At 54.3% G+C, this 20,703-nt stretch carries 12 protein-coding genes; 5 read left to right on the top strand and 7 right to left on the bottom strand.

Features of this window, described 5'->3' with window-relative positions:
• Positions 1–2: 2 nt before the first annotated feature.
• From GOW48_RS14410 to GOW48_RS14390, 5 genes are all read left to right on the top strand, one after another.
• A complete protein-coding gene (locus GOW48_RS14410) occupies positions 3–1,325 on the top strand; it encodes an FAD-dependent oxidoreductase (RefSeq protein ID WP_170754843.1) in 1,323 nt (440 codons plus the stop codon).
• Positions 1,322–2,635, top strand: coding sequence for a tryptophan 7-halogenase (locus GOW48_RS14405; RefSeq protein ID WP_170754840.1), 1,314 nt, complete (start codon positions 1,322–1,324; stop codon positions 2,633–2,635). Before GOW48_RS14410 ends, GOW48_RS14405 begins: the two co-directional genes overlap by 4 nt.
• On the top strand, positions 2,628–8,162 hold the full coding sequence (locus tag GOW48_RS14400; protein WP_170754838.1) for a protein kinase domain-containing protein: 5,535 nt from the start codon (positions 2,628–2,630) through the stop codon (positions 8,160–8,162). The genes GOW48_RS14405 and GOW48_RS14400 overlap by 8 nt, the downstream gene beginning before the upstream one ends.
• Positions 8,163–8,999: 837 nt before the next feature.
• The gene (locus GOW48_RS14395) at positions 9,000–10,301 is read left to right on the top strand and encodes a DUF3300 domain-containing protein (protein ID WP_170754836.1); all 1,302 of its coding nucleotides are present in this window, start codon (positions 9,000–9,002) and stop codon (positions 10,299–10,301) included.
• 1 nt (position 10,302) lies between these two features.
• Positions 10,303–11,193 (top strand): DUF2950 family protein, encoded by an 891-nt coding sequence (locus tag GOW48_RS14390; RefSeq protein WP_170754834.1) that lies wholly within the window; start codon positions 10,303–10,305, stop codon positions 11,191–11,193.
• Positions 11,194–11,494: 301 nt separating this feature from the next.
• On the opposite strand, the gene GOW48_RS14385 is transcribed toward GOW48_RS14390, so the two are convergent.
• The 7 genes from GOW48_RS14385 to GOW48_RS14355 form a co-directional block, all read right to left on the bottom strand.
• Positions 11,495–13,372, bottom strand: a complete 1,878-nt coding sequence (locus tag GOW48_RS14385; RefSeq protein WP_170754832.1) for a DUF3604 domain-containing protein — start codon at positions 13,370–13,372, stop codon at positions 11,495–11,497.
• 227 nt (positions 13,373–13,599) lie between these two features.
• Entirely contained in the window at positions 13,600–14,865 is a 1,266-nt protein-coding gene (locus tag GOW48_RS14380) for a TAXI family TRAP transporter solute-binding subunit (protein ID WP_170754830.1), read from the bottom strand.
• A 1,138-nt stretch (positions 14,866–16,003) separates the two neighbouring features.
• A complete protein-coding gene (locus GOW48_RS22790; protein WP_170754828.1) occupies positions 16,004–16,105 on the bottom strand; it encodes a DUF2474 family protein in 102 nt (33 codons plus the stop codon).
• Complete coding sequence (gene cydB, locus GOW48_RS14370) at positions 16,102–17,103, bottom strand: cytochrome d ubiquinol oxidase subunit II (protein ID WP_170754826.1); 1,002 nt, start codon at positions 17,101–17,103, stop codon at positions 16,102–16,104. Before cydB ends, GOW48_RS22790 begins: the two co-directional genes overlap by 4 nt.
• Entirely contained in the window at positions 17,103–18,485 is a 1,383-nt protein-coding gene (locus GOW48_RS14365; protein ID WP_170754824.1) for a cytochrome ubiquinol oxidase subunit I, read from the bottom strand. Before GOW48_RS14365 ends, cydB begins: the two co-directional genes overlap by 1 nt.
• 397 nt (positions 18,486–18,882) lie before the next feature.
• Positions 18,883–19,173 carry a hypothetical protein gene (locus GOW48_RS14360; protein WP_170754822.1) on the bottom strand — a complete coding sequence of 97 codons (291 nt, stop codon included), beginning with the start codon at positions 19,171–19,173 and terminating at the stop codon, positions 18,883–18,885.
• A gap of 143 nt (positions 19,174–19,316) precedes the next feature.
• Positions 19,317–20,324 carry a helix-turn-helix domain-containing protein gene (locus GOW48_RS14355; RefSeq protein WP_170754820.1) on the bottom strand — a complete coding sequence of 336 codons (1,008 nt, stop codon included), beginning with the start codon at positions 20,322–20,324 and terminating at the stop codon, positions 19,317–19,319.
• Between the last annotated feature and the right edge of the window lie 379 nt (positions 20,325–20,703).

The raw sequence follows: 20,703 nt of genomic DNA, 5'->3' as shown, positions 1-20,703 counted from the left end.
GCATGGTCACGCCAGCAGCCTCTCAGCCCTTTACGCCAACCAAGGAAAGCGCACATGCGCTGGTAATTGGTGGCGGCATAGCAGGGCTGCTATGCGCCCATATGCTGAAAGACCGGTATACGCGCGTCACGGTGCTTGAACGGTCTGAATATGCCCAACCAAACAGCAGCGCCCCAGCGGCCCGCTCAGCCGTACCGCAAAGCCATTGCCTGCACATGCTTATGGGTGCCGGGGCCCGCGCGTTTGACGATCTGGTGCCCGGTTGGCGCGCGGAATTGATCGAGCTGGGTGCAGTACCATACGATGCGGGCGCGGATGTCGCGATGCGGGTATCTTCGGGATGGCTCCCGAGGGTTGAAACCGGCATAACTCTGTACGGCGCTTCGCGGTGCCTGATTGAAACGGCGCTGACCCGATTACTGAGCCGCGCCGGAAATATACGCATCCGGCAAGGCGATCGCGTCATGGGTCTGACGCTCACGCCAGACGCATCGCGCGTCTCTGGTGTCCGGGTTCAGACGACCACGGGCGTTGTTCAGGTCTTGGACAATGCCGACCTTGTCATCGATGCCAGCGGCGCGGCCTCGCGTCTGCCGCGGTGGCTAGCCCAGCACTTCGGAGACACGCATCACATCACCCGAACCGAGATCGCGCCCGGTCGGCAATACGTTTCACTTTGGGTTCGCCTACCTGCGGATAAAGCCCCTGACTGGCAGGGGCTTGCGCTGGCCCCTACCCGCCAATCGAGCGGACGAGCGGGAATGATAATGCGTGCTGAAAATGACCTTTGGGGCGTGGTATTGCAAACGCCCGAAACTGAACCTCTGCCCACTGATGGGCCGGGTGTACTGAAGCTGGCGGCAGGTTTGTCCGACCCCACCTTGAGCGACATATTGGAACACGCCGAAACAGTCGCGACGCCGCATTTGTTTGGGCGCACGGCAAACCGTCGACGTCGGTATGAGGACTATCCCTCGTGGCCCGAAAACCTATTTGCTCTCGGCGACAGTGTTTGCGCGCTGGATCCCTATGCCGGGCTAGGAATGACTGCGGCCGCGCGGGGGGTCCAGCTGCTTTCGCGATGGTTGGATCAGCCAGAACCACACGCGCGGTCTTTCCAGTCTCAATTGGCCCGGCACAATGAATGGCCGTGGCGCATTGCCACCGGAACATGGACAGACCCTGAAGCAAATACCAACCTGACACCTCAGATCGAAAGTCTTGTTCAAGCCGCGCCGTTTGACCCAGCGTTGGCCATAGTTTTGCTGGAGTTTCAGCATATGCTACGCGCACCCGAATCCCTTTTGAATGAGGCCGTAGCATGAAAGTTGCTGTATTGGGCGGAGGCACCGCCGGATTCATCGCTGCGGCCCATATGACCCGCTATTTCCCAAAGGCGCAGCTTTGGCATATCTACGATTCCCGCATTCCGACGATCGGCGTTGGTGAGGGAACCACACCGCGGTTCCCGTTGTGGCTAGACGAAGTCACCGGCGTCGGCCCGGATGAAATCGCGGAACGGTGCGGCGCGACGGTCAAATCGGGGTCCTATTATGAAGGTTGGGGATCACGGGACGTGGATTTCGTGAACCGTTTCCAGCCACCGCGCCTGTTCGGATACCACTTTGACGCCGGTCGCGTGACTGGCATTATCCGAGACCATGTGCGCGCAACCCAGATGGATGCGAGGGTGGTTTCGTTGGACAGCTTGCCCGGCGGCGTGAACATTGGTTTTGAGGATGGCAGCCATCTGCACTGCGACTATGTTCTGGACGCGCGCGGTTTTCCTCCGGGGGCGTGGGATCAAGCACCGGCAGACCCTGACATAATCCGAATGGATTGGATCCCAACAGGCCGCGCGATGGTGCGCCGCCTTCCGCCCAGCCCGGACACCAGCATGTCCCGTATCGTTGCCCGGCCACACGGATGGATCTTCCAGATACCGCTCAGGGAATGGACATCGTGCGGATATGTGTTCAATCCCTCGCTAAGCAGCGATGAGGACGTATTGGCGGATTTCGACAGCTTCCTCAAAGAAGAAAGTGCGGAACTGGCCGAAATTCGCGTTCGGGTCAGTTTTCCGAATTTCATGCGGCGCACGTGGTTTGATGGGCGCGTCTTTACTATCGGCAACGCGGCCTCGTTCGTTGAACCGCTTGAGGCCACCGCCATTGGCGCAACGATCATGCAGGTCCGTATTGCGCAGCGCTGGATGACGGACCATCACCCCCAAAGCACAACAGATATCCAAGCCGTCGATCATGCCAACAGAACAATGCGGGCTTATGTCTTGCGCAACTCGTTGTTTATCGCCTGGCACTATGTGCGTGGTTCACGCTGGAACAGCCCGTTCTGGGATTTGGCTGCGCGCAGTCTTGAGTACGCTGGAAAACACGCGTACCTGAGGGGGCATATCGGTGCCATGAGTGATTTTCTGGATGTCGGACGCGACTTACCGGGCACGGAAATCGGCGCTTGCACGAAACAGGATATTTGGGAGCAGGACATCTTGCCCAAGCTGACTAAATTCATCCCGTTCGGAAACTTCTCGGAACTAAATTTTGCACAAGTTGGCCATGGTATAGGCTATTATAACGCAAACAATACGTCGGCGGGTAACGGCACACATGTCTAGTATCAATATGTCCTTCGTCCCGGGCTTCCAATTGTCCGAACGTCTCTATGAAGGCACCAACTCCTTTGTGTTTCGCGCAACACGGGACTCGGACGGGGAACATGTGGTCATCAAGATCCTCAAGAACGACTTCCCCAGCGCCAGCCGACTTGCACGATACCGCAGCGAGTTTGAGATTACCAACAGCCTGAACTTGCCGGGCGTCATCCGTGCCCTTCAACTCAATCGTCACGACAAATCGCTGATGATGGTGCTGGAAGACTTCGATGGCATTTCAGTCGGTGAACTGCTCTCCAGCCGGGCGCTGTCACATGACGAATTCCTTGAGACCGCCCTGCAGATCACCCGCGCCATAGAGGGCATCCACCAAGCCAACGTCATTCACAAGGATATCTCGCCTCAGAACGTATTGATCAATCCCGGCACGGGAGAGGTCAAACTGATCGACTTTGGAATTGCGACGCAGTTTTCGACCGAACATCCTGTTCTGAAAAGCCCCGAAGTTCTGGAGGGTACGCTTCCCTATATCTCGCCGGAACAGACCGGACGCATGAACCGGACCCTTGATCATCGCACCGACTTTTATTCCATGGGTGCGACTTTCTACGAGATGCTGACCGGCGTGCCCCCGTTTGAGGCCGAAGACAAGCTGGAACTGGTGCATTGCCACGTAGCGCGTGAACCGGTTCCGGCGCATCGCCGCAATCCAGATGTATCGCTGCCCCTGTCGAAGATTGTCGGGCGTATGATGGCCAAAAAGGCTGAAGACCGATACCAGAGCGCCGCAGGAATTATTGCCGATCTCGAAGCCGTTCGCCTTGGCGTGAACCTGGACCGGTTTGAACCGGGACGTCGGGACCAGACCGAACGCTTCACTGTGCCCCAGCGGCTATACGGTCGCGACCGCGAAGTGCGAACCTTGCTAGAGGCCTTTGAACGCGTTCGGCAGGGACCGGCTGAAATGATGCTGGTTTCAGGGTATTCAGGCGTTGGTAAAACCGCGCTGGTCAACGAAGTCCACAAACCGATCACCCGTGAACGCGGGTATTTCATCAAAGGCAAATTCGAACAGTTCAAGAAGAACGACCCATATTCGGGTTTGACAGTCGCGCTGAAAGACCTTGTGCGGCAGCTCTTGACCGAAAGCCAGACACGCCACGCCACCTGGCACAAAGAACTGAACGAAGCCCTGGCGCCCAACGCCTCGGTTCTGTTGGACGTTGTACCCGAACTTGAACTGATCATCGGCCCGCAGCCGGAAGCTCCGGAACTGGACGCCGCCGAGTCGATGAACCGTTTCAATCAAACAGTTCGGCGGTTCTTGCGTGCTTTGTGTGCACATGACCGGGTTGTGGTGCTTTTCCTGGACGACCTGCAATGGGCCGACAGCGCAACGCTTGGTTTGTTGTCCGTGATTTTGACCGATGAAGAAATCGGGCGCCTTCTGCTGATCGGAGCGTACCGCAGCAACGAAGTGGACGCGATGCATCCGATGACCCGTGCTCTGGATGCTGTAAAAGAAGCCGGGGGACGTCTGTCCAGCCTGTCCCTTGCCCCATTGGGTATGTCGGATATCGCCAGCCTGATTGCAGATACGCTACACGCCGACGCATCACGACTGATCGACCTAGCGCAACTTGTGGTACAAAAAACGCAGGGTAATCCTCTATTCGTGCGTCAGTTCCTTACGGATCTGCACCATGAAAAACTGATCACCCAGCAATCCGAGTCAAACGGTGAACCCGCGAAATGGGTTTGGGACATCCAGGCGATCCGCGCTGCCAAAATAACCGACAACGTGGTTGATCTGTTGCTTGAAAAACTGCGGCGCCTTCAACAAGATACGCAGAACGTCCTGCAAATTGCGGCCTGTATTGGCAACCGTTTCGATATTGAAACACTAGCACTGATCCTCAAGATCGAACCTCAACAAGCATTTGAATGTCTGTTGCCCGCAATTAGGGAAGAGATGATTCAGCCATTGTCCGATCTTGTGGTGACGGAAATGGACAACGCGCTGTCGCCGCTTGTCGTTCGGGATTTCGCATTTCAGCACGACAGAGTGCAACAGGCGGCGTATGGCCTAATCGAAACAGACGGTCACAGCAGCGTGCACCTTGCAATCGGACGCCAACTGAGAGCCCGGCTTGCGGAAGATGAAATAAACGACCGTATCTTCGAGGTGGTCGATCAGTTGAATATCGGCCGGGACGATATGGAGGACCGAGCAGAACAGCTTGATCTTGCCCATCTTGACCTGATCGCCGCCCGCAAGGCCTTTGACTCGGCCGCTTACGGTGCCGCGCTGTCTTTCGTGAACACCGCCTCAGAGCTTTTGGGGTCGGACGGCTGGAACCAGAATTATGAGTTGATGTTCGAGGCCCAAAACCTGTCAGCATCTCTGGAATATCTAACTGGTAATTTCGAACGTTGCACCGAAATCGTTAACGCAACCCTTGAACATGCGCGCACCGACCTAGAGAAAGCCGAGATCTACTTTACACGGATCGCCCAGCACACCCTTTTGATGGAGTTCGACGAAGCCATCAATGCGGGGATAAAAGCGCTGGAGCTTGTCGGGGTTCAGATGAGCCTCGAGAACCTCGAAGAGGCTGGGCAAAACGCTATCGGTCAGGCAGCCGGTGTGCTGGGCGAGGGCAACCCAGCAGATCTTTTCGGAAACCCGGACGTGGACAGCCCAGAAATCGCGCTGGCCCAACGTTGTTTGCGGCATTTGACCATTGCGGCCTTCCTGAACAGGCAGGAACTTTTCCCACAGATCGTCGGCACCTCGGTTCAACTGTCGCTCAAGCATGGCAACGCACCGGAATCCGCGTTGTTCTTTGCCAATTTTGGCCTGATCATCGGTGCATTCATGGGCAAGTACCGCGAAGGTCTGGCCTTTGGGGAATTGGCCCTGCGGTTGTGTGACAAGTTCGGAGCGCGCGCGCCGACTGCAACCGTTTGCCTGGTCACAGGTGTCGAGTTGATCCCGTGGGTCCAACATGTTCGCAATGCGATTCCGGTGATCGAACGAGGCTATCGCGAGGGAATGAACTCGGGCGATATCTTGTGGGCCGGTTATCTGGTCATGTATCGGGTCGTGATAGACAGTTTTGCCGGCAAACCGCTGGACCAGGTTCTGGATGCGATGCCCGCGCAACTGGACGCTCTGCACAAAGCCCAGAACCATGGGGCAGCCGCAGGTATCAACGCCTATCGTCTGGGGCTTTCGACCCTCGCCGGGCGCACGCAATCCAGTGCCGATTTCTCCACTGACGACCTGGACGAAGCCGCGTTTCTGTCAGCGTGCGAGCAGAACCAGATGTCCATGGCCATCTGTTTCTATCGGATTTTGAAAGCGCAGGCTCTGTATGTCTTTGGACGCCCTCATGACGCACTGCTCGAGACAAAACTCGTTGAGCCCCTTCTGAGCTTTGTGATCAACCATCCTTGTCTTGCCGATCAACTGCTCTACCAGTCTCTGTCCATTGCGGCTATTCTGCAGCACGGTGACCCCGACCCGGATCTCAGAGCCCAGCTTGATGCAAATCTTGAAAGGTTGGGACAATGGGCTGAGTCCGGCCCAGATAACTTTGAAGCCAAACGCCTAATGGTCGCTGCTGAAGTCGCACGTCTGGATGGCAAAGATGTCGAAGTCCTCGATCTGTTTGACGGGGCCATTGAGGCGGCTCAAAAAGGTCGGTTCCTTCAGGACGAAGCGTTGGCCTGCGAACTGGCCGCGCGATACATCATGACCCCACGACCGAATGCCCGGATCGGGATGATGTATCTGCGGGATGCACGACATGCCTACCGCCTTTGGGGGGCTCAACGCAAAGTCGAAGAGCTTGAGCTGGAGTTCCCGCAACTGCTTGCCGAACATCGCGAGCGTCGCGCCACCAGCCAGCCTGTGACAGAAAGCATTTCTGCGAGTACGCAAGTCGCGACCAATCACTTGCTTGGGCAAGATCTTGACCTGAACACCTTACTTAAGGCCGCGCAAACCATTTCAGCCGAAGTGGTTGTGGGGCGCCTATTGGATCGGCTGCTTGGAATTTTGATCGAGAACGCCGGTGCGCAGCGCGGCGTTCTATTACTGGCGCGCGGGGACGATCTGGTGATCGAAACCGAGGTTAGCGTCATATCCGACGGAACTGGCGTTCAGGAACCCGTTCGGCTCGACTCGGCTGAAGGCGCACGTTTGGTCCCGGCCAGCGTGATCAACTATACGGCGCGTACGCATGATGTTGTCCTTGTGGACGACGCTCAGATTGATGAGCGGTTCATGGTGGACGCCTATGTCCAGGAAAACGAAACACGTTCGGTTCTGTGTCAGCCGATCCTGCACCAGAACGAACTGATCGGCCTTGTATTTCTGGAAAACAATCTGGTCAGTGCAGCGTTTAAACCTGAACGCGCTCATTTGCTTTCACTGCTTTCGGGTCAGATTGCGGTATCTATGCGCAATGCCGAGATCGTTGAACATCTCGAAGACAAAGTCCGCGAGCGCACCGAACAACTTGAGGTTCACGCCAAGTTCCTAGAACAGACCTTTGGCCAGTTTCTGGCCAGCGAAGTCGTCGATCAACTGTTGAAATCTGCGGACGGGATCGACTTTAGCGGTAAGAAGACGACGGTCACGGTGTTGATGTCAGACCTGCGGGGTTTCTCGACCTTGTCCGACACACTGCCGCCAGAAAACATCGTGGCTATGCTGAACAGCTATCTCAGTGAGATGACAAACGTCATTCAGAAATACAACGGCACGATTGATGCCTTTATCGGTGATGCAATCCTTGTGGTGTTTGGCGCCCCCCTGCAAAGACCCGACGACACTGAACGCGCCCTGGCCTGTGCTTTGGAAATGCAGCAGCGGATGGTGCGGGTGAACGAGTGGAACACCGCGAATGGTTTTCCTGAAATCGAGATGGGAATCGGGGTGAACACAGGTGAAGTTGTGGTCGGAAACATCGGCTCGGACAAGCGCGCAAAATACAGTGTTGTCGGTAGCACGACCAATCTGGCGGCGCGGATCGAAAGCTATACTGTCGGTGGGCAAATTCTGATTGCAGATGAGACACTCAAGTCGTCAAGAGCGCCCCTGGAACTTGGCAGCAAGCGCACAGTCGAACCCAAGGGTGCTGGCAAGCCGCTGGTGCTGCACGAACTTTTTGGCGTGGGTGGAACTTATGACATCAGCCTGTCCGCTCAACCGGTCGAATTGGTCGAGATAAATCCACCTCTACCCGTTCACTTTAGGACCGTCGTTGGCAAGCAAGTCGTTGGCGACGCCCAAGAGGGCAAGCTTTTTAAACTTTCCCCGTCGGAAGCCTGTATTATGACGACAGAGGCACCCAGCCCCCTTACGGATCTGCAAATTCAAATCACGCAAGCAAACGGTTCTACCGAACCCCTGACGGTGTTTGCGAAAGTACTGGATCAAAACGATCAGGACGGATGCTTTACCGTTCGCTTTACAGCCGTACCCCCTGACGTTCGAGCGTCGCTTCAGAAGTTCGCTTAGGAGACCTAAACCACAACGCTTCGCTTTCAATTGTGTTGGCGCGACAAAACAAGTCGTCACTGGCAAAGGACTCGTTGAGTTTCCACCCAGACGAATGCGAGGCATTGTTTTGTGTGTGATCCAGCCCCCGTTTCACCGGACAACTAAGCGGTATTGGTTTTTGGCTCTTGTGAACTTGCGCGGCGGTTTCCATTGCAGGTCGCTGTGCGGGTGGTTTCCGCTTTGATCTTGGGATCCAATTTCCCATCAATTAGAGTACGCTTGAAGCGCCGGGGCCTGCTCATCACTAAGCGAGTCAAAATTGAATGCCGATATCCGCGTTCGCCACGTGGCAGATCAGCAGGAACAGGCGCCTTCGGCGTCTGATCTGCAAATCAGCCCTGATTTTTCCAAAAGAGAAATCAGGATCATTGAAATCGGTCTAGGTGCTAGATGAAGGAAGTAAGGCGAAAATGGCAAGGTTCTGTCGCTGGTGGCAGATCTATGTGTCGCCTGACAAGGATACAAATGGCGAACCGAGGAGCAACCATATATTTTATATAACCTTTTGTTAAAATTTTATAAAACCTTAGAAGTTAAAATGGATACCACTAAATATACCACACTAATCATTGGAACTGGCGCTTCAAAGCCTCAGGTTCGAGCATGACGGAACGACCGGTAACTAAGAATAGCAGACACTCATACAAAGTGCAGTGAACGTCTTCTTCGAGCCAAAGCGAACACTCGCTCAAACTTGATTTGGGGGTCATTATTATCCCAAAACCGTCTATTTGACTGACCGGTTGCCAGAATCGCAGTCTTAGGTGATCCTTCAAGAAATCGAAGGATCGCAATATGTTTAGGTTTCTATTAATTGCATTCGGTGTTTGCGTATCTACTTTCGCGTTAGCGCAAGAGTCGTCCGAAGATGTGGCGGGAAAAGATGATACCTCGGCGACCTCGTCCAGCCTGCTAACTGACGCTGAGTTGCAGACATTGGTCGCCCCGGTTGCTCTTTATCCCGACACGTTACTCATACAGATATTTGTCGCGGCCACCCAGCCATTGGAAATTGTTAAGGCTGAGCGGTATTTGCTGGATAACGCCGACCGCGACCCCGTTGAACTTGAGCCGGAAATCGAAGCAATGGGATGGGATCCTTCTGTCAGCGTGTTGGCAACGGCGTTTCCCGAAGTTGTTGGGCAGATGGCCACCCATATCGACTGGACCGAGACAGTCGGCACAGCCATGTTGGCCCAGTCCGATGATGTGATGGATGCGGTGCAGGTCATGCGGGATCAGGCAATTGACAGCGGCGCTCTTGTTTCAGGCCCCGAGCAAACTGTCGAAGTGTCTAACGACGACACAGTAGTAATTACACCGACAGAACCCGAAACGGTATACGTCCCACAATACAATCCCGAGACGGTTTATACTGGCCCGTCAACCGGAGATGTTGTGGGCGCAGCACTACTAACGTTTGGCGCCGTTGCCCTGATCGACGAAATTTTTGACGACGACGATGATTGGTATGACTACTGGGGGTGCCGAAATTGCGGTGGCTGGGGCGGTGGTCCTATTTACAGAAATCCAAACATCGACATAGACGTCGATGGCAACGTCAATATCGGCAATGATATAGATTTAGGTGACCGAACGGATATCGGATGGAACCCCGATCCTGACCGGCAACAGGAGGCCCGGAACAAAATAGCGGATCATAAAAGACCTGAAGGTGGCCGCGGCGACTTGCCGGTTAGCCGTCCTGACGGTCGCACGGATGAGCTGCGTGCAAAGTTGAGCCGAGAATCTGGTGCTGCAGATATCAGCCGGGACCGCGGGGCGGCAGCAGCTGCGGTCGGTGCCGGTGCAGGGGCTGTAGCAGGCGGGGCACTAGCGAACCGGGGAAACGCTAATCGGGACAAGGCCGCTGCAAAGCAACAGGCCATTGATCGTACCAAACGTCCAGATTCAGCGAAAAAGCCAGTCGCACAAAGACCGCAGACCGCCAAGAAGCCGCAGGCGAAGAAAGCCGCATCGACGCAGCGCAAGCCCGCGGCATCCAAAGGGCAAGCGATGAAGAAAAAGGCGTCCGGCAGCAGAACTCAAAGCGCGTCCAAGCGTGGACACGCCGCTAAAGGCAAGCGGAGACGATAAGATGCGTAGATCAGTATTTTCAATTTTGTTGCTTGCCGCGACCACCAGCCCGGCTCTCTCTGAAGGAGCCAGATTTGATACGCCGCAAACCGCACTGGATGCTTTTGTTGATGCGTTGAAGGCTAATGATCAAAGAAAGCTGATCGAAATTTTCGGGCCTGAAGCCGAGGATCTGGTTGGAACGGGTGATCCGGCGGAAGATCAAGAAAGAAGGCAGGAAATGCTTGGCATGTATGCCGAGGGGTATCGTTTCCGGCCTGAGGACGATGGCGTTGTACTTCTTCTGGGTGAAGACGGTTGGCCTTTTCCTATCCCAATTCTGCGAAAAGTTGATGGTTGGCGCTTTGACCTGGAGGCTGGTATCGAGGAACTTTCAGCTCGTGAAATAGGCTTGAATGAGTTGGAAGTGATCGAATTGCTTGAGGCCTATGTTGACCTGCAGGCAGCTTTCCGGCTTGTGGACCATAACGGGAATGGCGTTATGGAATTCGCTCAGACGATCATTTCTGATCCCGAAGAGCAGAACGGTCTCTTCTGGCCCGGAAAAGACAGCTTTGTCGGTGCAGCGCTCGCCCGCGCTGCAGCTTCGGGTTGGAGTGACGGTCAGGCTGACTATGAAGCCGAGCCGTTTCTTGGCTATTATTACACAATCCTGCAAGAGCAGGGTCCTAACGCTCCTGGGGGTGCCTACCCTTATTTCGTCGGGGATCACTTCGTTGCAGGACATGCCTTGCTGGCAATACCGGCAGACTACGGAGAAACTGGTGTCCATTCCTTTCTGGTTGGCGAAAACGGCATAGTCTACGAGGCAGATTTTGGCCCGGAAACACTCAGTATTGCTGCTGAAATTACTGCCTATGATCCAGACACTAATTGGTCACCGGTGGAGTAATGTTTGGATTGATAGTGGCGCTTAAGCTCTGCTGCTTTGCTGAGGCCACTATTTGCGGATCGTGTAACAAGCTTCAATTCGATGGTTACGTATACCCGAACAGGTTCAGCCTGGATCGCTCTTGCAACACACATTGTGACTGCGAGCAAATTGTCCATCTTACGGTTTGATCCATTCTTCTGCCTTAACACGTTTAAACTGAATGATCGGATAGTTCGCAGAGCGGTCTTTCATCTGAAATTGCCGAATGACTGCTGTGAGCCCAGAGCAGACTAAGTGATTTTTTAGTCTTAACCTGATATCACTCATCCCTGGGTGTGTACCAAATTGGTGATGTGTAGGCCCGCTCCTGTATCGAGTGCGGTGCTTCGTCTGGGATCTCCGTTCCGAACACCTTTGCATCGTATGTCGTCCATCGCGGCGTTGGTATTGCCAGCACTCTGACATAGTAAAACGCGTTTTGCGTTGGGTCGAAGTTCGGGTCTTCCCAATATCCGGTGAGAATTGCCTGGCCGATGTCATTTGTCCAAGACGCGTTTTCTACATCCACCGTATTGCCAACCGGGCCGTCACACCCCGCGTTTAGAAGTTCACGCCCGCCACAAGCAACATCATAAACACGTTCCGACGTTGTGCCGTCACTGTTCAGCCAGCCTTTGACAATCTGAATACGGTCGAGGTTAGCCCCATCGGGGTCACGGAGCGCACGGATGAGAAGGCGCGGAGACCGACCGTCACTATCCGCTGGCAAATCCGCCCCCATCGGGACGCCATGTTCATATCCATACGCGGCAAAATCCGCACGTGGCAGGTCTGTTTCGTCGAATTCAAATTCGGCAAAAACACGAATACGCATGAGCGGCCCCGTGGTCGCATAGACTTCCTTCCGAGCAAAAGCATCCCAAATGGCCTCGCGGGTGTTTTCCCTTGCCCAAACGGCCGCCAAACCCGACGCCGAAGTCTGCCATGCATATTGGGCAACACTCTCGTCACCACCAATGCCGCCGACGACTTCTTCAAATCGGATCGGGTCAGCAGTAGGTTCAACAGCCGCGACTTTCCCGAAGAAATTGTCCTCGCCAACCGTGGACAGCGATGTATGAGCATCGGTTGAACCGATCACGCCAAACTTGAACGGGTTTGTCCCTGTTTCCGCCTCGTATCCAAGCCCCCGCCGCAATGCTGCCCGCGCATACTCGCGTGGAAGCATCCCCGGTGTCTTGGGCTCTGGTCCAAGTTGTCCTTTGTCCCACGTTTCGAAGTCAGCAAATTCATCGTCTGGTGATAGCAAGGGATGTGCTTCGCCGTCACCTTTCATTTGCGTGATTTCATAAATCGGTTCCCACTTGGCACGCTGTTTGAAATACTCAACATCGAACGGTTCGCCGGACAAGCGCACTTCGTCGAACATCAACCCGTTGGATAAATTGCCATTGTGCGGGATCGCAAGCAGCTTTTGGCCTGTTGTCTCTTCGGCTTGTTCCATCCAGGCCCAAAGGTCTGCGGGGTCGAAGCTATCAAAGTTCGAGAACGGGATGATCTTGTCAGCGCCCTCTTTGCCACCGTTGAATATGACATTCCTGTGCAGGTTGTTCCGCTGTGGGTTTGAGGTCCACTCGAACCCGATAAGCGCGGTAAACAAACCCGGTTGATTGTGTGCCTCAGCGGCAGAGGTAATGTTGCTCCACGCTGTTTGGTAAATCTCCTGATAATCTGCCAATGGGTCTGTGCCAGTGGACTTGGCTTGGCTCCAAATGGACCATGCGCCGACGGGATCACCGGCTTCGACAGCCGCGTTCAGTTGCTGGCCAAACTCCGTGGAGAGCAGCGTGGCATCTTTGGCCGAGAGCAGCGGCGCAAGACCAAGGTTCTCGGCGTGATCGGCAACAACCAGAAAATCCAATGGTCGGCGCAACCTCGCTTCGACACCGGTGCTGGATGTAACGACTTCACCTTTGGCAAACCTGTATGCTTCATCAGGGCCAAGTACATTGCCGATCATACCGGCATCGGCAGAGTATGATGTATGCAAATGAGTGTCGCCGAAATAGACCTGATTAGGGAAGTTTTGTTGTGGGTAGGGGGAATACTCTGTGTCGCCAGGTTGAGTGCTTGGGACGTCTTCGGCGTGCGCACCAGCCGCAAGCGCGATAGTCAGAATAGATGCTAAACGGATCATTTCCTAACCTCATATTTTGCTCAAAGTTTACAACGCTCAATACAAGTAGCTATGACGCATAATCTGAGCTCTATTCGTCCAGCACAGCAGCCGCTCAATAAAACTCTGCGAACGATGGCTGCGACCCCAAAGCGGCGTACACGCAATAACTAAAGCACACACCTGTATCGAAGTCTCAAATTAAAAAGGTGTTTTAGCGTGGTAAGCTTGCGAACGTTGAGGTTTCATCAACTTTTTGCAGTTTGACGACGCGCAATCTCCTGTCGAATTAGGCCTATGTGCAAACGTGCATCATATGCTCCCTGGCGGTATGCGAGCGGCAGATTCAGATTTGCAAGGGCGGTGTCCACGTCTTCGATATTTTTGGCGACTTCTTCAAGCTCAGTTGAGGTCTGTGCCTTGCTGAGTTCTTCCTCAAGCGCCGTGATACGCTGATAAAAACGCCAGACCCGGCGCTTTTGAAACCACACGTAACTGGACGGGACGATCCGTAAAAACGGTACTAAGAACAACAAAGGCAACAGCAATAACAGCACGCTGCCAAACTGTGCTGCGATCCAATATGGCAAGACGCCATGCAAAAAGTTTGGGCCAGAGTTTATGAGTTCTGTGGCAATTTTGTTCAGTGGTACAGGCGGTGAAGCCGTGTTCGGATACTCGCGCGCACTTTGCAAAATACTGGGTTCGCTATGAATGTTCTTTGCTGCATTCACTAACCTATCGGTTACTGCAGGGTGCAGATCGGATGCGGCGATAAGTGAAGCTCGCAATGCTAAGATCTTAACGTCCTCTGGTGGTCTTGGAGGGTCAAGTGTGATTGATCCCGCCGGTACAGTTACCGAATTCGCTCCGGAAAGTTTCAATGCAAGGGCATCGACCAAAGCCATAGGGACGAAAATGATTTCTGGATCAAAAATCGCATCCATAAGGTAAGGTGCATCGAGTGGAGCGACAAACAACGCCGCATCCGCTTCGTTGGCATATAACGCCTTTATCGCATCATTGCCCCCGACGTCGACGAGGTTTATGCCGACATTTTGCAACTCGGCGGCCTCAATTAGCGCTAAAGCGGCGGCGCGAGTACCGGACGCCTTGGTTCCTGCAGCTAAGCGAATGTCTCCCCATTCTCCTGCATTGGCCCCGACTGGACTAGACTTTCCGCGGAACACCACCATGGGTTCAAGAAAAATGGCGCCCAAAGACTGTAAGTTTTCGTCCTGAGGTATTTCCAGGCCACCCTGAACAAATGCGGCATCCACTTCGCCAGAAACAAGTTTCTGAATGTTCTCAACAGACCCCTCGGTTTCAACTAAAATTACCTGAATGCCGTCACGTGCAAGTTCTGCTTTGTAGAGTTGTCCAACTTGCCAATATCCGCCGCCGCTTATGCCAGCAGCCAGCTTAATACTGTTGGGCGGTTTCAAGCCAAAGATCAGAAAAACAAGCAACCCGACAAACATAATCGGAAAGAGAATGAAAAGAGCTAAGCGCATTTATTCTCACATTCAGATGATCGGAACAGATAATTCGTTCTCATTTGATAGCAGTGTTTTTGCCAACGAGAAACCGATCACAGTGGGTGGCACTCGAAAGTTCGAGTTCTTCGGGTCAAGTATCCCTGAAGATTAAGTTTGTGGCGCAAAATCCCAAGAGCGCTTGAACTAGGTTGAAATCAAAAACTGGCTGTCTAAGCAACGGTTTATCCTATCGTAAACCAGAGTTTTAGTTTTGTCTTTTTTGTCGGTAATGTCCCGCATCTCGGAAATTGCAAAATCTTGTTGCGAATGTGCGGTTTAGGCTGTCTGCGGTCCTTCGGTGAAAGCGGGCCAATGACGGCAAAGTCCGCAGAGAAGTCGTTCATACATTGCACACCGAATGACTGCATTGAGCCCGAAGTGGAAATTCACTCGCCTAAGGCGAAATGAGTGATTTTGGACGATTTGGTATTAGCCTAATCCCAAGTAGCAGAGACAAGCATCCAAAAGCCAATCCCATAGCGAGAGCATTGGCTACTAAGATGCCACCAAACAAGGATATCGCTGTTCTTCCCGCTTGTTCGATAGACGTACCTACTACGATCGATACCCAGTCTTGAAGGTATAGTGCGAATAGGACCGAGAGCCCTATGGGCGAAATGATAAGCGCTGTGCCGAGAGAAGCCAATCCTCGGCCGAAGACGGCCCGCAGTGTTGACCCTTTCAGTACGATCGCAGCTGTGGAAGTAAAAACTACAAGTACAGAGAACAAGACGAACAACAGGTCCATAATTGGGGGTAGGTCTTTCGAGACCGCCCCGCTGACGGCCGAGGTGAAGGGCAATAGAACGAAGGTCACAAGCCCTGCAGAAACGAGTCCTGTGAATAGCTTTGGCAACATGCCAGGCGAAAGGCTGCCACCGTGGTTGTTTTTAGCTGGTATGGGCAGAGCCGGGTCAATCTGATCCCACTGCACAGGCATTGGTTTTGCACGAGAAAGCATAAAAGCCCCCTTGAATTGTTGAATTTGAGACGACCTAGCCAGCCGCTTGTTCTTGGGAATCTGGTGGGCCGGAACGGAGTTTCTTTCGGCGCTTGGACTAATATTTGCGTGATCTAAACATGCCGATGCGCGAACATTGGTATCCTTGCCATTTCAAGTGATGAACATCCTGATTACGTAAGCGACAGTGGTTAGGCACAAGACGCTGCCGAACCAGATCGCGCCGAACCAAAAAACTTGCTTTAGCAGTTTCAATGGTAGCTCTCCTCTGGATCGATCTTCCCGCGGAAAACCCAGTACGTGTAGGCGGTGTAGGCTAGGATCGCAGGCAGCAGAACGACGGCTCCGACCAGTGCGAATGCCAAACTGCTATCTGGCGCTGCGGCTTCCGCAATCGTGAGGCTTGGGGGTAGCATATAGGGATAGAAGCTGATCCCAATGCCAATGAAGCAGACGACAAACAAGGCAATAGCGCAGAAGAAGGGTTGATAGTCTCGTTTTTCCCTCAGGCTGCGATCAAGAATCCAAGCAACAACAGCAACGATAGCTGGCACTAGTACAGAGAAAACGACACCGGGCCACGAAAACCATCTAATCAGATAGATCGGGTCTTGGAATGGGGTCAAAAGACTGACCAGACCAATCAACGCAAGCGTCATGAGCATTAGCGGGCGGGCAAAAGAGCGCATCTGCCGCTGTAACTCGCCCTTGGTTTTCATGTTGAGCCAGGTTGCTCCTAGCAAAGCGTAACCTATCACCAAGGCCACACCCGTCAGGATAGAGAACGGCGTCAGCCAGTCCCATTGTCCGCCTGCATACAGCCGATCCTCGACCGGGATACCCTGGACCAGCGCGCCAAGCGCGATGCCTTGGCAGAAGGCGGCTAGGGTTGACCCGCCGTGAAACGCAACATCCCAAAACCAACGCGCGCGTACCGTACGCCACCGGTATTCGAAGGCGACACCGCGGAAGACAAGCGCGAGAAGCATCACGATAACGGGCAAATAGATCGCGGGCATCACCACAGAATAGGCCAGCGGGAAAACGGCGAACAAACCTCCGCCGCCCATAACCAGCCAAGTCTCGTTCCCGTCCCATACCGGTGTGACAGAGTTCATCATGACATCCCGATCTTTGTCGGTTTTCGCGAAGGGAAAGAGGATCCCAATTCCAAGATCGAACCCGTCTAGGATCACATAAGTCAGAACAGCAAAGGCAATGATACCTGCCCAGATTGTTGAAAGTTCAAGCATTACGCTGCCTCCGCCAAAATAGAGATTTCAATGGGTTTGTGACTTTTCTGGATACCTTCGACAGGTGGTTTCCCCATAAGGCGCAGCATGTAGAACGTGCCTGCTCCGAAAACGGCGAAAAATACGATGATGAAGGCTATTAGAGACGTGGCAACTGAAGGTGCATCCACTTGTGAGAGTGAGTCCGATGTCCGCATCAGCCCATACACCGTGTAAGGTTGGCGCCCCACTTCGGTGGTGACCCAACCGGCCAGTACCGCCACAAACCCGCTGGGCGCCAACAGGACGGATGTGCGGTGCAAACAACGATCTTCGTTGAGGCGGCCTCGTACTCGCTGAACAAGCGACCACAAGGCGACGCTCAGCATGGCAAAACCGATAACGAGCATGATGCGGAAGCTGTAGAACACGATCGCGACCGGGGGTTCTTCGTCGTCGGGGATAGTATCCAGCCCGTCAAGCGGCGCGTTGGGATCATGTTTCAGGATCAGCGATGATAGTTTCGGGATTTCGATGGCATAATCCACGCGCTTTTCATCTTCGTTTGGAATGCCGAACAGGATCAGCGGTGCACCTTCGGGATGGCTGTCGAAGTGACCTTCCATCGCCATCACTTTCTGCGGCTGATGCTCCAGCGTGTTCAAACCATGAAGGTCGCCGGCAACGATCTGCAGTGGGGTGACCAGAACGGCCATCCACATTGCCATCGAAAACATTCGGGTGACCTCAGCTGTGCGATTGCGGCGTAGCAAGTGCCAGGCCGCAACCCCGGCTACCACAAAAGCAGTGGTGAGATAGGCGGCAAGAACCATGTGTGTCAGGCGGTAGGGAAAAGACGGATTGAAGACAATCGACCACCAGTCGACGGGAATGAACTGCCCCAGTTCGTTGATGTCGAACCCGGCCGGGGTCTGCATCCAGGAATTGACCGACAAGATCCACGTAGCCGAAATCAGAGTGCCGAGGGCGACCATCGCCGTGGCCATCATGTGCAAGCCGGGACCGACGCGTTCACGACCAAAGAGCATGATGCCGAGGAACCCAGCCTCGAGAAAGAAGGCCGTCATGACCTCGTAGGCCATCAAGGGACCGATTACGGGACCTGCAGTGTCCGAGAATACGCTCCAGTTCGTGCCGAACTGGTAAGACATCACGATGCCGGACACGACGCCCATGGCAAAGCCTACGGCGAAGATCTTTTTCCAGTAGTTGAAAAGGTTGAGGTAGACCTTGTCCTTGCGCCATAGCCAGAGGCCATTGAGAACGGCCAAGAAGCTTGCCAAACCAATGGAAAAGGCCGGGAAGATGATGTGAAACGACACAGTAAAGGCAAACTGGATGCGTGCCAGGGTCTCTGCGTCGAAGTTTGCGAATAGGTTCATTGCCGTTTCCTTTGGCATTGGGTTGCAAAGTGCGGCAGTGAACAGGGGCGTCTCGGCTGCCAACTCGTCGGTGTCATTCAGATGAGCCGGATTTGGGGTGGTGTCTGGTTAAGTTCGTTTGGGTTCTGGACGGTTGTTTTTGGGTTTTGGACAAAACCCGGGTCGAGATGGGCGACTGAAATTTAAAACCGCCAGCGCCTAGGACGTGGGGCGTTCGAAGGCGCAAAACAAAGTTGCCACCCAGCTCGATTACGAGCTGGATGGCAACCTCTCAGAAACTATGCGAGTTCTGTGGGGGATGGTCAGTCAAACTGCGTCCGGATGCTAACGGCGCAGGCTAACCGGTCAGGTTTGATTGGTTGTGTTTCTCCTTTTTTGCTTCACTGGGGGTGGTGTCTTACTCGTTCCAGTCTTTGTGTTCTTCTTTGAAGTCGTCGCGACGCTCTTGGGCTTCGTCTTGCGCGTCTTCAAAATTGTCCTTTTGGATCGCGCCGCCCACAGCTCCGACTGCGGCACCAGCGGCCGCGCCACCTACGATGCTTTCGCCAGCGATTCCGGCGATAGTGGCACCGACAACTGCGCCTTTGATCGCTTTGTCGGTGACGTAGTCAGCTTGAGCTGTTGCCGCCATGGTGATCAGAAGTGCGCCTGAGATCGGGGCGATAAAGAATTTTTTCGAGGTCTTCATAGGGTTCATCCTTGTTCTGGGTTAGCAGCCACCGCGGCTGCTGTGTGCCATTGAACTAGGTGACCCGATGGCCCGCTTTCTTTTGGAGACGGGACAAGGTTTTGTGGATCTTGGACATCTTTCGACACCCGGTGCCAGCCCCTCTAGCGGCCAGCTTTACGGAATCTGGCAGGCGTTTCACCTGTCCAGCGCTTGAACGCCACCGAAAAGGCGGCCTGATCCGCAAATCCCAGCATGAAGGCAACACGGGCAACGCCCTCACCGCTACGCAGCAAGCGTTTGGACAGATCGCACAGCACACCTTCCAGAAGAGCTTTAAAGCTAGTACCCTCGGAAGACAGGTGCCGCGTCATGGTGCGGCGCGTCAGGCCAAGCTCTCTGGCTATATCGTCGCCGTTTGGTATTGGTCCGGGAAGACGTTCGCCAAGCATATCCATAATGCGGTCGGACAGGCTGCGGACTGCATCAGGCTGAGCCTTCAGCTGTTCTTCCCCGTGCCGACGCAAATGCCCAAGCAAGTTGGGATCCGCAGTCGGGATCCGAAAACTCATGCCATTTGGAGGCAGGGCCAAAGCATATCCTGCTTTGCGCCCTTCGACGGGACAGCCAGCAAGTTCGGCCAGCTTCTTGCAATGCTCGGTATCGTCCGTTTCCAGTTCAATCGAGATCGGGGCAAGCCCACCCGAGGTGATCTGTTGAACGCGTTTATAAAGACCGAAGATCAGCATTTCGCGGTGGCGCGGGTATTGATGTGCTGGGATCACATTGCTTTCCAGCGTAATCCTCGGCTCATCAGGTGTTCCTACGACGTCCAGGCGCAGGTCAGGGTCTTGCATTGCATAGAAGCGCTGGGTCAGTGCCAGCGCATCTTCAATCGTTTCAGCCGCCCGTACGATATACGCCAAAAGCGTCCCAGGACCTTGCGCCGAAAGACCCACCCGCGCGGCAAAGGTTTTATCTTCCAAAACCCGGCACGCTGTTTCGACTGCGCCTGCCTCATGTAGCAGCTCGATGGTCGCGTCAGGGCTGTCGAGGATATCCGAAAGCGCGCCTGCCATTTCCAGAATTTCCGGAAACGGAATACTCGCGCCGGGTTCTTGCGAATAACGCGGCCCGACGTTTTGCAGCCTGTAAGCACTGACGCGTGGCACTTTTGCGTCCTCCTCTGATTGGCACGCAAACCCTTGCAGTCGCTGCAATTGTCCAAAAGCCAACAACAAATGTCCAGAACCCTAAGGATCGGGGGCGTGACGACGGTTAGGTCCGGGTCATCAGAAAGGACAAGGCAATGATCTACTTCGCAAGGTACTACCGCGTATTTAAGGCAATCCACGACTCTGCCCGACAGGAATGTTCCGGCGGAAACATGCGCGGCTTGCACACTTCGTCGCTTGGCGAACAAACCCCGAATGGGCGCCGCTGGGATCCCCCCTACAAGCCGCCTGAACAGCCTTCGGAACCCTCAAAACAACCGACCGAAAATTGACGATCTTCGGACACTTTCATCTTCGCGCACGGAATGGCTGCGCA

It is taken from the genome of Ruegeria lacuscaerulensis, from assembly GCF_013033355.1.
In the GTDB taxonomy this organism is placed as follows: Bacteria; Pseudomonadota; Alphaproteobacteria; order Rhodobacterales; family Rhodobacteraceae; genus Ruegeria; species Ruegeria lacuscaerulensis_A.
The sequence above is the reverse complement of the archived record's forward strand: the minus strand, read 5'-3'. Positions and strand labels throughout refer to the sequence as shown.

Excerpts from the sequence above, each read along its gene's own strand:
- GOW48_RS14410 (WP_170754843.1), top strand. The coding sequence starts at position 3 with ATGGTCACGCCAGCAGCCTCTCAGCCCTTTACGCCAACCAAGGAAAGC.
- GOW48_RS14405 (WP_170754840.1), top strand. The coding sequence starts at position 1,322 with ATGAAAGTTGCTGTATTGGGCGGAGGCACCGCCGGATTCATCGCTGCG.
- GOW48_RS14400 (WP_170754838.1), top strand. The coding sequence starts at position 2,628 with ATGTCTAGTATCAATATGTCCTTCGTCCCGGGCTTCCAATTGTCCGAA.
- GOW48_RS14395 (WP_170754836.1), top strand. The coding sequence starts at position 9,000 with ATGTTTAGGTTTCTATTAATTGCATTCGGTGTTTGCGTATCTACTTTC.
- GOW48_RS14390 (WP_170754834.1), top strand. The coding sequence starts at position 10,303 with ATGCGTAGATCAGTATTTTCAATTTTGTTGCTTGCCGCGACCACCAGC.
- GOW48_RS14385 (WP_170754832.1), bottom strand. The coding sequence starts at position 13,372 with ATGATCCGTTTAGCATCTATTCTGACTATCGCGCTTGCGGCTGGTGCG.
- GOW48_RS14380 (WP_170754830.1), bottom strand. The coding sequence starts at position 14,865 with ATGCGCTTAGCTCTTTTCATTCTCTTTCCGATTATGTTTGTCGGGTTG.
- cydB (WP_170754826.1), bottom strand. The coding sequence starts at position 17,103 with ATGCTTGAACTTTCAACAATCTGGGCAGGTATCATTGCCTTTGCTGTT.
- GOW48_RS14365 (WP_170754824.1), bottom strand. The coding sequence starts at position 18,485 with ATGAACCTATTCGCAAACTTCGACGCAGAGACCCTGGCACGCATCCAG.
- GOW48_RS14360 (WP_170754822.1), bottom strand. The coding sequence starts at position 19,173 with ATGAAGACCTCGAAAAAATTCTTTATCGCCCCGATCTCAGGCGCACTT.